Genomic DNA, 13,673 nt, shown 5'->3' with positions numbered 1-13,673 from the left:
AATATGTCCTCAGACAGTACCCTGCTGCAATCTTCTGCAGTGATTAATGAAGCAGTGCAAACTTTGCGTGATGGCGGATTAGTTGCGTTCCCTACTGAGACCGTTTATGGCCTAGGTGCAGATGCTAAGAATGCTGAAGCTATCAAGAAAATATTTACCGCTAAAGGTCGCCCTTCAAATCATCCTTTAATCGTTCACTTAGCCGCGCCAGATGTATTTGATCAGGCCCAAATTGATTGGGTTGCGTTGTTGGCACCATGGGTAAGAGATTTATCTGAAGAAGCGCTAAAGCTTGTTAATACATTTTGGCCTGGCCCACTAACGCTAGTCTTCAAGAAAGATAAAAGCGTATTAGATGAGCTGACTGGTGGTCAAGATACCGTGGCAATTCGTGCGCCTGCTCACCCGATTGCTCAAGAGCTATTACGTAAATTTAAAGGCGGGGTCGTTGCACCATCAGCCAATCGGTTTGGCAAAGTTTCCCCTACTAGCGCTGCCGATGTTCGTAGTGAATTCGAAGGTATGCTGGATTTGATGGTCTTAGATGGTGGCGATTGTGAAGTCGGCATCGAGTCAACCATTATTGATTTGTCGTCAGGCGATAAAGCAGTGCTACTTAGACCTGGCGCTATTACTCCAAGTGAGATCTTTGCTAAAACTGGTGTGAAGGTCTACCTGCCTGGGGAGCTAAAAGGAAATCAAGCGGGCAGTGAAGCAATGGAAGATTTACCTAGAGTTTCCGGAAGCCTAAAAGCCCATTACGCACCAACTACCCCTTTGCGTTTATATGCCCCGGGTCGAGTCTTGGATGCTTTGAGTGAGTTCCCAGATATTAAATCTAGAGTTGCAGTAGCCGTGTGGGATTCAGAATCCTCTTTAAGCGAGGATGGACACCCATCTGCGCACTTTGAAGAGGTAGAGGTTCCTAGTGATAGCAGTGCTTTTGCAAGTCTACTGTATCGCTCTTTACGTGATTTAGATCAGCAGGGATGGGATCTCATATTGTTCCCAGAGCCCCCAGCAGGCGAAGAGTGGGATGGTGTTAGAGACCGACTTCAGCGAGCATGCTTTGGTTCTGGTCCATCTTCAAGTAGCCACGATAGCAACTGATCGTGCGCCTCTAAACCTCTCCAAGCATTGGGGTGGTTAATGAATGAAGTTACTGCATACATTTTTCCAGATTTACTTAGGACATAGCCTGAAATGGCTCGTACATCGGCAAGAGAACCTGTCTTAATTCTGGCCTCAGGCTTTTTCTTTAGGTGTAAAAACTTGCGTAATTGACTCATCAATCGATTACGCATCGTGCCATCAGTGCCAGCAATCGGCAGACTGTTATAAAAAAGATCACCCACTGGGAGATTGCGTGCGGTCAATAAGAGTTGATTCATTTGACTGGCAGAGATTGCTTCGTTGCGAGATAGCCCAGAGCCGTTCTCGATTACTAGCCCCTGAAAATCTAAGCCATTTTGTTTGAGCCAACTCTGAATAACGAGTTCACCATTAGCCGTGGTTGCGGGTTTGCCCATTTTATCTAGGGCCATGGTTAAAAGAACTTGGCGGGCCATGACATTATTGGAGTACTTATTGATATCCATAACATCATCGGCAAGTTTGCTGCCTTCAAATTGCAATAGCAGTCTAGCGGCCAAAGGAACTGAGCCATCTTTGCCGATAGGAGCTTGTGCCCAGCTGCCACCAGCCATTTCCCAAGAAGCTGCAAACCCCTGGGTGAGGAAAGTGTTGGCATCCAAAGCAACAACATTAAAGTTCACGCTCTTACACGCGCTTGGAAATGCGCCAGAGAATTGTGCGGTCAAAGGCTGATCGGTATTGCTGATGCCTTCAGGGTCTAGGTTGAAGCGAATATTATTTTTCCAGTTATCACATGAGCGATCTACCAACTGCATTTGGTTAGATACCTTAAGTTGTGAAAGTGGCGGCGTGTAGCTGATATCAATAAAGTCAGCGGTGCGTGACTTACCTAGCTGAAACGAGAGCGTCCTAAAGGCATACAGCAAGGGATCGGGAGGAACGTTGTAGGCGCGCAAAGATTCACCATCAATCGTGTTGTGCTCCATGACACTAGGTGCATAAGCGCTACGATCAAAAAATAAATTACCATCAATCTTTTGAATACCTAGGCCTTGCAGGTCTTTCATCATTTTGGCAAGTTCTTCGGGAACGAGCTTGGGATCACCAGTACCTTGCAAATACAAATTACCCTTCAAGACTCCTTGACGAATGACGCCATCGGTATATACATTGGTACGCCAACGATATTGCGGACCCAAGATATCTAAGCCCGAAAGTGTTGTTAATAACTTCATCGTTGAAGCGGGGTTCATTGGATCGCTACCACGCCAATCTAAAACTTTCTTGGCAACATTCTTTCCGGGGCGACCAGGCTCAACCTCCACAACAGAAATGCTTACGGCATCCAGAGGAATCTGATTACGCTCTAGGCTTGTGAGAACTACAGCTGGAATATTTACCAACTTAGCTTCCTCAGCGAGCGCGAGAGATGTCAGCAAAAAGCTCAAGAGCAGGAAGGCAGAAAGTTTGGTCAATTTAATGAAAGGCATGACCTGTAGGATAAACCCCTGTTAGTAATTAGCTCTAGGGCTAACATCAGAGATGTAAATAAAACAACAAAGCGTTGATTCTTAATGGATTTTTCTTATAAAACGTCGAAGTAATGTGAAATTTTTGGCATAATTTCGGTTGAAAAAATTCGCCTTAGAGCGAATTCGTTTAATCAACCAGTAAAGAATTATGAAATTGTTAAATATTAAAAAAATCGCTTTTACTTCTGCTTTGCTAGTAGGCGAGCTCTTGTCGTCAAATGTTGGTGCGCAAACTTTATACACAAGCCCATCTGTAACATTCACTGTCAATAATAGTAACTATCAATCCTTAACGTCGACAATAAATTCAGGCACCACTTTCACAATTAGTTACAACAGTGCATCTGCATTAGCAGCCAATCGAAATATGATGGAATTTAAGCTCAATAATGGTCCCACCACGTATGGATTTACTTTTCCTGCAATTACAGTTGGCTCCAATAGTTATACTTACACTGCTACTAGCAACTTTAATCGGTTCCTTTTTAATCCTAGTTCCGCTCTTAATCTTACGGATGTTCTGTTATACGTTGGTTCTCCAACACCGTCCGGCCCAACAGCTGAAGAAATTGCTGCAGCCGCTGCTGCTGAAGCGGCCGCAGCCGCAGCTAGATCTGCCGCTCTTTTACAAGCCTCAACACAACAGTCTGTAGTAAACACAGCTCAAGCATTGCAAGGTACTTACGCTTTGCAGAACTCTGTATTGGCTAACAGCTTTACTTACGATTGCACTTTGTTTGATAAGAACAATATTTGCGTATCTGCTGGTGGTCGTAACACTGCAGTGCAAGCTGCTAATGGCTTGAACAACACAAGCGCATTGTTAATTGCGGCTTATCGTCCGATTCCTTCAGTTCGCGTTGGTGCTTATGCTGACCAGAACTTGTCAGTTAACAACGGCGGTTCTACTGTGAATTTGGGTAACAACACACCATTAATTGGCTTGTTCACTGCCTGGAATCAAAATCAAGATGACACCGGCACTGAGGTGCGTGCTTCGATCGCTTATGGTCAGAAGAACACTGCTATTAACCGTCAAGTTGTTGGCACTTCGCAAGCTGGCTCTGGTTCTTCTACTTTGAACAGTCAAGGCGCTCAAGTAACTGCTAAATACGGCTTTGGTTTTGCAAACTCCTTCATTGTTTCTCCATATATTGGTATGCGTTATAGCCAGAACAATATGGGTGGCTATACAGAAGGTGCTTCTGCTGGTGTAACTGCGCCATTGACTTATGGTGCTGTTAATACCAACGCTACAACTGCATTAGCAGGCGTAGGCGCTTCATTCAGAGCGATTCCGAAGACCAATTTATTCGCTAGCGCAGGTGTGGAGTCTGACACCAACACAGCGAGTGGTTCTGTGAATGCAACAAGCACTACGATTGCTGGCTTAACCCCAGTGAACTTCAATGCAAATCCAGTAAAGACACGCCCAACAGCAACAGTTGGTGCTACTTATGATGTTGAAAAGAATCAACGTTTAGGTGTTACTGGTATTTACCGACAAGAGTCTTATCAGGCAGTTTCTACAACCACTGTAATGGCAACATACACAGTCGGTTTCTAAGAAAAACTCCTGCTTTAATAAAAGACCCGCCACAGAGATGTGAGCGGGTTTTTTATTTGGCTAAATTGTTGAAGAATTTCGATATTTTTCTTGATAGCTCCCAATGATTTGATTTTGTTCATTTAGTAATTGAATGAAGTTTTCTATTCTTTCGTTGAGATGACCTTCTTGCTCTAAGGCTTCGCAGGCTTTAGTAAAGTTTTTGGCATTGAGGAGCTGCGCTCCTCCCTTGACCTTATGGACCATACTCCTAAAGCTAGCTTCATCGACTACTTCACTTTTGAGAATGAGCAGGGTCTCATCATGTACCTTTTTAATTTCTTCCAGGATCACCAGAATATATTCTGGACTTTGTCTAAGGAGATTTTCAAAAGCTCCAAAAGAGTATTCTTCTTGAAGTTTGTTGGCCTCCACTAAATCTGTGGAATCCTTGATCTGGAAATAGCGAGAGAGCTCATTCTCTAAAGTCATGAGGCTTAATGGTTTGATTAAGACGCCATTCATGCCGGCCTTCAAGAATTGATGGCGTGATTCTAGGGCATAGATATCTGCAGTAATACCAATGATGATGAGATTTTTATTGCCTTTATTACGTATATGCTTAGCCAGCTCTGAACCTTGCATGCCTGGAATGGATTGGTCTGTTAGTAGTAGATCAAAATGTTTTTGGCTGATGAGATCAAGTGCAGTATTGGCGTTATCACAAACCGATGCTTCAATGCCCAATGCTTGTAGCTGTAATGAAATAATTTGACGGCTAGCCGGATGATCTTCAACTACCAAGGCTTGTAATGGGAGCTCATTATTTTGAGCATGCTTTGATACTAACTTTCTGGATATATTGGCATGCTCTGAGGTTAAGGTCCCAGTTGCAGCAACGGTGGTACGTGGGAATGCCAGGCAAAAATGAATATTGCTACCAAGGCCGGGCGCACTTTCAAAATAGAGTTGACCATTCATGGAAGTGACTAAGTGGTTAGCAATAGTTAGACCTAGACCAGTACCGTTGGATTGCTCTATATTGCCCGGTATTTGCTCGAAAGCCTCAAGCGCAATAGCAATCTCTTCAGTGCCCATGCCAACACCAGTATCAATCACCCTAAATTCAATAAGCTGCCCTGCATGGTCATCTGCTAGGACGCTAACTGAAAAGTAAATTTCGCCATGGTTGGTGAATTTAATCGCGTTACTAATGAGGTTCTGCAGTATTTGACGCAAGCGTAAGGAATCGAGCATGAGTACCTCTGCAATTCTCGGATCCTTAGAGGTATGCAGTTTGAGGTTTTGCATTTGGGCAACCGTTGAAAATGCCGAATCAATGTTGTCAATCAAGATGTTGAGATTACAAGGTTCAATATTGAGTGTGAGCTTGCCAGCTTCTATTTTTGAGAGATCCAAGACTTGATTGAGGATGCCCAATAGAGATTCGGTAGATGAATGTGCACTTTTGAGTAATACCTTTTCATTCGCAGGTAGAGGACTGCTAAGTAATAGTTCTTGCACTCCCAAAATGGCATTCATGGGGGTGCGGATCTCATGGCTCATGGTGGCTAAGAAAGCAGACTTTGCCGCATTTGCATTTTCAGCCTGTTCTTTGGATGACATCAGGTGCTCTGCCTCTTGTTTTTGAAGAAACTGTTTCTGATACATGCGCCAGATCAAGAGAGAGCCAAGCATCATGATTGCCAAAGTAGAAATCCATGGCACAAGATTTCCTAATGATGCTGGCCTGGTTTCAAGGGTCGAGGGCGTCAGGCTAAACAGTTGGCGCGAGGAAACAGGGTCTAGATTGCTGAGAAAGTTTTCAAGTACGTCATGCAGAGCATCATCTTGATGGGCAATAAGCCAGCGGTATTCAAAAGGTTCTCGACTATATAAGCCATCAACTTGTAACTGTTCTTTGCTTGGCTTTTGGATGAGCTGCTGCGCTAGACGAAGTGGTAAGACCAGCGCCTCAATATCATTCTTGAGAAGATCAATAATCAGCTTCTCAACAGAGCTAGAAACATTGGCTTGTGGGTGAGATGGTATTGGCGGGTTTTCATAGCCGCGATCGAAGTAGGCGATATTAATGGGCTCAATTGGCGAATCGCCTTTTATCTTTTTGGTTATAACTGCATCGTGACCCCAAAAAATAGCCTCCGATAAGGAGCCGAACTTAAGGTGTTCATCATCCCAGGTAGGTGGATCAATAATGAAGTCCACCTCACCATTAGCAAGTTGCCGAAGCCCTTCTCGATCAGACTTGCGCCACTTCGGTAAAAACTCTTGTTGGGTAAATTCACCGAGCTTGCTTAGAAGGTTATGAAAGACTCCAGGCTCACCCCTTTCATTAACTCCCAAATAAGGAGCGTATTTTTCGTGAATACTAAAACGCACTACGGGATGGGCGTCGATCCATCTCTGCTCTCTTGGGCTAAATAGATTCGCATAAGCATTGCCCAATAATCCATTGAGCAGGAAGAAAAGAGCAAAAAAGGTGATGCGAATGATGGATCGACGCATGCCTACTTAACTTTCGATAATGTTATTCATGCGACAGAACAAAATGAGGTCAGCAATATTGTTGATTCCTAGCTTGTCAAAGACTCTGGTCTTGTAAGTTGCTACTGTCTTATTGCTGATATGCAACATGTCAGATATCTGTTGATTTGTATTGCCTTTGCCAAGGTATTTCATGACCTGGAGCTCGCGGTCCGAAATCAGCGCTAACTTATCGTTATCACTTAATGAGCTATTACCATTTTTGCCATGGGTGAAAAAGTTATAACCTTGAGAGATCGCAACGCAAGCCGCTAGGATGACGTCCGCACCTGCAGTTTTATTTACAAACCCATGCCCACCTAATGATCGAACCCTCCCGCCATAGACTGCCTCGTCCATACTGGAGAGAACTAGCATTCGAACGTCGGGATACATGAGACCAATGCGGCGAATGACATCAAAGCCATCGGTCTTGGGCATATCCAGATCCAAAATCACCATGTTTGGATTAACCTCTTTCATGGATCTGAGGCACTCCTCGCCATTTTGGGCTTGTCCTGCAATCTCAAATAACAACTGGTCTTGCAACATACTTTTAAGAGCCATCAGCATTGCTGGATGGTCATCTACTAACATCACGCGTTTTCTCATTACTTGTCTCCGTTTTGGTTTGGGTGTGGATGAGGGTGCAGCGAAAAAATAGCTTTTGCGATACGGCTATCATTAATTTGAAGCATTTGATGACGGCTTACGGGTGACATCATGAGACCGCCATACGAGTGGTCGGCAATCAGGGTGGTGGCATTTTCTAAATCTTTGACCAAGCCAATATTGCTTGCATAGATTTGCGTAGGTGCGTAAGGCGATTTTCTTAATTGAGATAGAACATCGCTTGCCAGTTCGTGCTCACGAATCTGACTCATGTCAATATGTACGCCCTCTAATTGCATCTCTGTAATCCAATGCAATTCTTCGGCGCTGCCAGAGAATTTTAAAAAGTGAAGCAGGACACCTAGTCGTCGCAAACGAAGTAATCCTTCTTTGCATGCATCGGCAATATCGGACTCAGGAATGGATTGAATGCCGATAGATACCAAGCCAACTGGTAGACGTGAATTCAGGATCAATTCACTCATAGCATCCACATAGCCACTTGAGGCGATGGCATGTGAAGGCACTGGCAAAATTCCAGGAATAAATCGACCACTGCGATACCAATAGGCAATCGTGTCTAAGCCTTCCATGAAAAGGCGCAGTAATTGCATGTCAGATGCAGTGAGTAATGGTCTAAATAAAGATCCTGTCAGTTTTGTTCCCTTGCAATTAAAAATGGGTTCATGACTAATCGCTTGTCGCTTGGACCAGGATTGGTGTTCTTCGAGGGCCTGGCTACTAAGGCCAAGCCAGGGGTCGCCACAGGCGTCTCGTACTTCTTGGAAGGGTTTGTTCTTCCATGCCTTTACAAGCGTGTACAGCCGGGATTTCTATCGCTCGCAGTTTAAGTTGGTACTCTAGATTCCATTAAATTCAATGACTTAAAAAGAATGCCGAAATGCCGATTTGGAGCGTATTCGCAGTCTAAGTTGGGAGTTTGCTGATTTTCTGAAGCTTAAGTTGGGGGTTTGGAGAGGACTCAAAAAATTAGTCAATTAAGTGGATCAATAAACCCTCTATTGGCCTAGGAAAAAGTTACTTTCATGGTTCAATATTAATGGGAGGGTACCTTTATGGGTTCAGCTATCCCCAGGATATCTGCGATCCGTGAAAAGAGGAGAGGGGAATTATCAAATACTTCAGACTCGATTTTTTCGACTGAATTAGCAAATTTGAAAATAGAAGATCAAAATTCAAAATGTGCTCTGACACCCCAAAAATTAATAGGACCGCGAGCTGAGTTATAGGCCGGATTTTCGATTCTCTGATAGTTAATGGAGCCATATAGATGATCATATATATGAGCGCTGTAATAGGTTTCAATGACTCTCTCTGGTTTATAGGTGATGTTTCCATCTCCTATAAACATTGTCATTCCACCTAAGCCCAAATAAGAGATCTGGGAGCTACTAATTTGATTAATTGCAAAACCTATTCCTAGGGTGTCCTTTGGTCTGGACCAAATTTCGCCTTGAACTGACATCCCGCCCGATAGAGATCTGCTGATATCTAGTGTTTGGGTTTCTGTCTTTCCTGGGCTCCAACTCCAGCGAGCAAAAATTCCAATTGAGTCGTTAATGCTTTGTTCTAAGCTGAAGCCATATCCCCAGGAGTTTTGCGTATAACGTGAGTTAAAAATATCAGGTGTACTTTTGGTAACACCTGCATTATTTATAGCGTCGTTATAGTTTGCCATATAGCCACGCTGTTGAAAAAAGAGCCCTCTAATTGCACCTGCTTTATTGAGAAGGTTTAAATCGTGCGCAATTTCAAACTGATTAACGTAATCTTTGCTGAGCGTGTAATCCAATTGGGCAGTATTTGGGGATGTTGGCATTGCCATCCTTCCGATTTTCAATATCCAGTCATCTTGGTGCCACTCAGAAACAATGCCGTAGGTAAATCCTTTATTGTCGGCGGCATAACCATAAGCGCCCATAGATGCTATGGAAAAATTTTGAAATTGAACCCGTGGATCTGAGCTGTAAGCATTGGAATCAAAAAAATCTAAAGCACTAAATTTTCCGTATGTTAATACCAGGCGATTTTTATTTGCAATACCTGCTAATTGATTTTTGGCGGATTGAATTTGGATATCACCACCGCCCAGTCCAATGGTTTGCCTTAAGAAGGCTCTTCCAATAAAGTATGTAGGCGGAATATATGTACCTTTTTGAAGCTCTCCATTAAAAAATCCACCCAAGCCAACCAGCTCATTTCCAAAAGAGGTTCCCTCAAACATTTCAGGATTGATATAAAACTCAGCGTTCTGCCAAAGTTTTTGGCCAAAATATGCAGTTGCACTTAATGAGTAGCTCACATGATTTGGGCCATCATTTTTATTCAATAGACTATTTTCACCATGGTAAGGTGAATCAAAATTATTTCTTTGTTGGGTAATATAAGTTGCCTGACCATGAAGGCTTCGGTCTTCAAACTCAATTAAGAGGGTTAACTCGTTAAATTTTGATGTGCTATCAGCCAAGTGATGTACTTCGTTTTGCCCAAAGCAATAAGAAAGTTTGCTATAAACCGCTAGCAAAAAAATTAGGTACTTCATTATTCATAAATGCAGATGTAAGGTGGGTTGGCCGTAAAAACTAACAGGAAATATTGCATGCCCTAATTTGGCGATAGAGATTTTTTAACTTATACAATCTGTTGCTATTTGACTAAGGCCGAAAATATATGCGTAGCCTAAAAAGAGAAAAAATATTAGTAGGGGTTTTGCCAAATAGATTAAGTAGGCTTTAATCACAGTAAATCCGTTTTTTATTAACGAGATTTTGAGAACTCAAGTTGTAAAATTTTATGGCGTTTTAATGCATCTTTTGTAAGGACAACAATTCTAGATCTCCTGTCAATTGCATCAGGTTTTGTCTGTAAAAATCCTTTTTTAATTAACTGTTTCAACGAATTGTGTAGCGTTGCTTGTGATGCAATTGACTTTTGGCCGATTAAATCTCCTACGCGAATCAATTCATCTTGAAGATGAGCGATTGAGGCAATATCGAGTAGCTGTGATTCATGAAATTTAAGCCCATATTCGGCGTCTATCCGATACATTTTTTTAATAAATTCAGGATATGTGCGCATTTGATAACCTCTTATAAACATTGCTGTTAATTTATTGCAAATAAGGGTTATTGATAACTAGCTTATGAGATAGGCTCTTCTAATCCCATCCAATGGTTAGCGCTGTAGTTAGTCCTCCTATAACACTTGCAAAGACACTCATTAATATGCAGCTCGATAATTTTTGCCTTAACATCGCGCCAATTAGAAACGTGCATATAAATGGTATTACCAGCTCAATAATCATGGTTGTTTTGAATGGGCTCCAAGCATATTGATTGCCAAACATCACTGCCAGCCTATTTAGTATTGCGCCGGAGGAGCCGATTACAGCGCCTTGCGTTATAGGGCTCTCAAACGATGGTGACATGAGGTAATTTTTAATTTTTTTGATGAGGCTGCCTCATGCTTTGATATTTTTAACATCATTCTCAATGAGATCTAAAAATTTATAATTTTTTGCAACTAAATAAGCGATTGAATTTTCCCAATCCAATCCATGCCCCTTCTTTCTATATCTCAGACAATATTGATAGATAAAGGTACAGCTGATGCACGTATTCATGTTGGTATTAAAGTCATTTTTAGATAGACTGATAAGGTTTGTACAAGGCACTCATGGGGAGGCTATTGCTTGTTGCTCAGAATGGAAGCCGCCATTTCAGCGGTAACGGCCGATAGTGTCCAGCCTAAATGTCCATGACCTGTGTTGTAAAAAATATTTTCTTTTCGTCCGCGCCCAACTACTGGAAGCATATTTGGCATCATTGGGCGTAGTCCGGCCCAAGGAACTACATCTTTTGTGCTCACCTGTGGAAAGTGAGCATTTGTCCACTCAATTAGGGGTTGTATTCTGTCCGCTCTAATATCTTTGTTAAAGCCATTAAATTCAGCTGTTCCTGCAACTCTAAAACGATCCAATCCAAGCCTACTGGTTACTATCTTTGCATCATCATCGAGAAGGCTAATATTTGGCGCAGCAAGTTGACTAATTTCATCATTTAAATTGACGGTAATTGAGTAACCTTTTACTGGGTATATATTTACGGCATCACCTAATTGAGAGGCTAGCTCCCGACTCTTAACCCCCGCACAAATAACCACATCATCACAATTTAATTCCCTTTTATCACCATTCACCGTAAATTTAATTAAAGCTTGCTTGCCATTTGATGTAATTCCATAAATGTCAGCCTCATAGATGGTATTAACCCCAAATTTGACCGCAGCTTGCTCTAGGCCACATGTAAATTTATGTATATCGCCAGTAGAATCACTTTTTGTATAAAAGCCCCCATAATAATTTCCCGCAAGAGTCGGTTCAATATTTTTTATTTCTGAAGGTGAGACTGGGCATCTTTTTAGGCCGCCTCTTAAAAGTAGTGCAGTGATATATTCTGCATCCTGAAAGTCATTCTTGTTTTTATAAATGTGTAAGATGCCCATTTTTTTTAAATCAAAATCAATATTGCCTTCCTCAGCCCATGAAAATAATAGCTCCCTTGCTGCAATTGCCATTTTTACGGTTGCAATAGTATTTTTTTCATAATTACCAATCTCCGAAATAAAATCTTTAATCCAAGAGATCTTGTGCCAAGTTGGATGCGGATGAACCAATAAGGGTGCATTATTTTTGAAGGCCCACTTTATCCCCTTGGAAATCGTTGACCAGCTATTCCAAACTTCCGAATTTGAAGCAGAAAGCTGGCCGCCGTTAGCAAAGGATGTTTCCATTGCTGGGTAGCGATGTCGCTCTAGAAGTGTTACACAAAATCCTTTTTTAGCTAATGCATAGGCAGTCGTAACGCCCGTTATGCCCGCACCAACCACGACGATTTTTCTCATTTTATTCTCCATTCATCTTTAGTGTTATTGCCACTAGCTCGGCGGTACTCAAAGGCATAAAACCAAGCAGTAAAAATCAAAATCAAAATTAATGCATAGAGAATGAAAATCCTAGATTCTTCGTTTATTCCCATAATTACTAGTACAGCCGCCATAAACATAAGGGCTAAATAAGATGAAATGGGCCATAGCGGGGTTTTGTACTTGAGGTTGCCTGCCTCTGAGGTGGATAATGATCTTCTAAAATTTATTTGAGACCAAATAATAAAAAACCACACAATCAAGCCTAACAAAGCGTTGCTGGACATTAAGTATTCAAAAGCTTTATTTGGCACAAAGAAATTAATGCTTACCCCAAACAGACAAATAATGGCTGTAAATATTATTGCCCTAACTGGTATTCCATTGATGGATATTTTTGAAAAATATTTGTTAGTTGATCCACTTAGTGATTGCCCATATAGTAATCTTGCGCCACTATAAATTCCTGCATTGCAAGAGGAGAGTGCTGCTGTAATGACAACAAAATTAAGAATGCCAGCAGCATTTTTTAAGTCAAGCCTTTCAAGCATTGCAACGAATGGGCTGCCGATGTTGGATATTTCATGCCATGGAAATATGGCGAGAATTACAAAAATTGCCCCGACGTAAAAGAAAAAAATACGGTACAGCAGACTATCAATGGCTTTGGGAATAGTCCTCTCCGGATCCTCTGCCTCTCCTGCAGTTAATCCAATCATTTCAACCCCTAGATATGAAAACAAGGCCAATTGAAGGGAAGAGGCAAAGCCATATAGGCCGTTTGGAAAAAATCCCCCATGAATCCAAAGATTTTTGAGTCCAATTGGCTCCCAATTGTTTGTAAAGCCAAAAATAATTACAGCTGCGCCCAAAGCAATCATTGCCAGAATGGCAACAATTTTGATAATGGCAAACCAAAACTCAAATTCACCAAAAAATTTAACTGCCGCTAAATTAATTGTACTCATCACTAAAATAGACATGCAGGCCCATACCCATTGGGGTGAATCTGGAAACCATAAATTCATATAAATTCCAACAGCTGTTACTTCGGCAATGATGAGAGCTATCCAGTAGGCCAAGTAAGTCCATCCCACCAAATAGCCTGCTAAGGGTCCAATGTAATTGCGGGCATAAACTGCAAAAGATCCAGATATTGGCTGGCGCACCGTCATTTCACCGAGAGCACGGGCAACAATAAAAGTAATTAACCCTGTTATTGCATATGCAAGAATGATCGACGGGCCTGCAAGCTTGATAGAGGTTGCTGAGCCTAAAAATAAACCAACACCAATTGTTGATCCTAGCGCCATTATGCGAATATGGCGTGCTTTTAGAGTTCTCTTTAATGTCATGGTGTTAGAAGGCTATCAAAAATTAATTTCTAATTTTCTTCCGAT

11 protein-coding genes are annotated in these 13,673 nt (G+C 42.0%); 3 read left to right on the top strand and 8 right to left on the bottom strand.

The window, feature by feature from the left end:
• The first annotated feature begins 3 nt into the window (after positions 1-3).
• Complete coding sequence (locus ICN18_RS01095; RefSeq protein ID WP_216188710.1) at positions 4-1,110, top strand: L-threonylcarbamoyladenylate synthase; 1,107 nt, start codon at positions 4-6, stop codon at positions 1,108-1,110.
• On the opposite strand, the gene dacB is transcribed toward ICN18_RS01095, so the two are convergent.
• Complete coding sequence (gene dacB / locus ICN18_RS01090; RefSeq protein WP_216188709.1) at positions 1,056-2,585, bottom strand: D-alanyl-D-alanine carboxypeptidase/D-alanyl-D-alanine endopeptidase; 1,530 nt, start codon at positions 2,583-2,585, stop codon at positions 1,056-1,058. The two genes, ICN18_RS01095 and dacB, sit on opposite strands and share 55 nt — an antisense overlap.
• Before the next feature lie 190 nt (positions 2,586-2,775).
• Between dacB and ICN18_RS01085 the strand changes: the two genes are divergently transcribed.
• On the top strand, positions 2,776-4,194 hold the full coding sequence (locus ICN18_RS01085) for an autotransporter outer membrane beta-barrel domain-containing protein (RefSeq protein ID WP_216188708.1): 1,419 nt from the start codon (positions 2,776-2,778) through the stop codon (positions 4,192-4,194).
• Positions 4,195-4,254: 60 nt separating this feature from the next.
• On the opposite strand, the gene ICN18_RS01080 is transcribed toward ICN18_RS01085, so the two are convergent.
• Genes ICN18_RS01080 through ICN18_RS01070 form a run of 3 tightly spaced genes read right to left on the bottom strand, consistent with a single transcriptional unit; the run spans position 4,255 to position 7,943 of the window.
• Positions 4,255-6,699 (bottom strand): ATP-binding protein, encoded by a 2,445-nt coding sequence (locus ICN18_RS01080; protein ID WP_216188707.1) that lies wholly within the window; start codon positions 6,697-6,699, stop codon positions 4,255-4,257.
• Positions 6,700-6,705: 6 nt separating this feature from the next.
• Positions 6,706-7,329 carry a response regulator transcription factor gene (locus tag ICN18_RS01075; RefSeq protein ID WP_215347694.1) on the bottom strand — a complete coding sequence of 208 codons (624 nt, stop codon included), beginning with the start codon at positions 7,327-7,329 and terminating at the stop codon, positions 6,706-6,708.
• A complete protein-coding gene (locus ICN18_RS01070) occupies positions 7,329-7,943 on the bottom strand; it encodes a diguanylate phosphodiesterase (protein WP_255532031.1) in 615 nt (204 codons plus the stop codon). Before ICN18_RS01070 ends, ICN18_RS01075 begins: the two co-directional genes overlap by 1 nt.
• Positions 7,944-8,015: 72 nt before the next feature.
• Here ICN18_RS01070 and ICN18_RS10400 point away from each other — a divergent pair, with 72 nt between their 5' ends.
• The gene (locus tag ICN18_RS10400) at positions 8,016-8,180 is read left to right on the top strand and encodes a hypothetical protein (protein ID WP_255532030.1); all 165 of its coding nucleotides are present in this window, start codon (positions 8,016-8,018) and stop codon (positions 8,178-8,180) included.
• A 338-nt stretch (positions 8,181-8,518) separates the two neighbouring features.
• On the opposite strand, the gene ICN18_RS01065 is transcribed toward ICN18_RS10400, so the two are convergent.
• The 4 genes from ICN18_RS01065 to ICN18_RS01050 form a co-directional block, all read right to left on the bottom strand.
• Entirely contained in the window at positions 8,519-9,817 is a 1,299-nt protein-coding gene (locus tag ICN18_RS01065) for a carbohydrate porin (RefSeq protein WP_216188706.1), read from the bottom strand.
• A 290-nt stretch (positions 9,818-10,107) separates the two neighbouring features.
• On the bottom strand, positions 10,108-10,428 hold the full coding sequence (locus ICN18_RS01060; RefSeq protein ID WP_216188705.1) for a winged helix DNA-binding protein: 321 nt from the start codon (positions 10,426-10,428) through the stop codon (positions 10,108-10,110).
• 606 nt (positions 10,429-11,034) lie between these two features.
• Complete coding sequence (locus ICN18_RS01055) at positions 11,035-12,252, bottom strand: D-amino acid dehydrogenase (protein WP_216188704.1); 1,218 nt, start codon at positions 12,250-12,252, stop codon at positions 11,035-11,037.
• Positions 12,249-13,628, bottom strand: a complete 1,380-nt coding sequence (locus ICN18_RS01050) for an amino acid permease (RefSeq protein ID WP_216188703.1) — start codon at positions 13,626-13,628, stop codon at positions 12,249-12,251. Before ICN18_RS01050 ends, ICN18_RS01055 begins: the two co-directional genes overlap by 4 nt.
• Between the last annotated feature and the right edge of the window lie 45 nt (positions 13,629-13,673).

It is taken from the genome of Polynucleobacter parvulilacunae, from assembly GCF_018881715.1.
GTDB lineage: Bacteria > Pseudomonadota > Gammaproteobacteria > Burkholderiales > Burkholderiaceae > Polynucleobacter > Polynucleobacter parvulilacunae.
The sequence above is the reverse complement of the archived record's forward strand: the minus strand, read 5'-3'. Positions and strand labels throughout refer to the sequence as shown.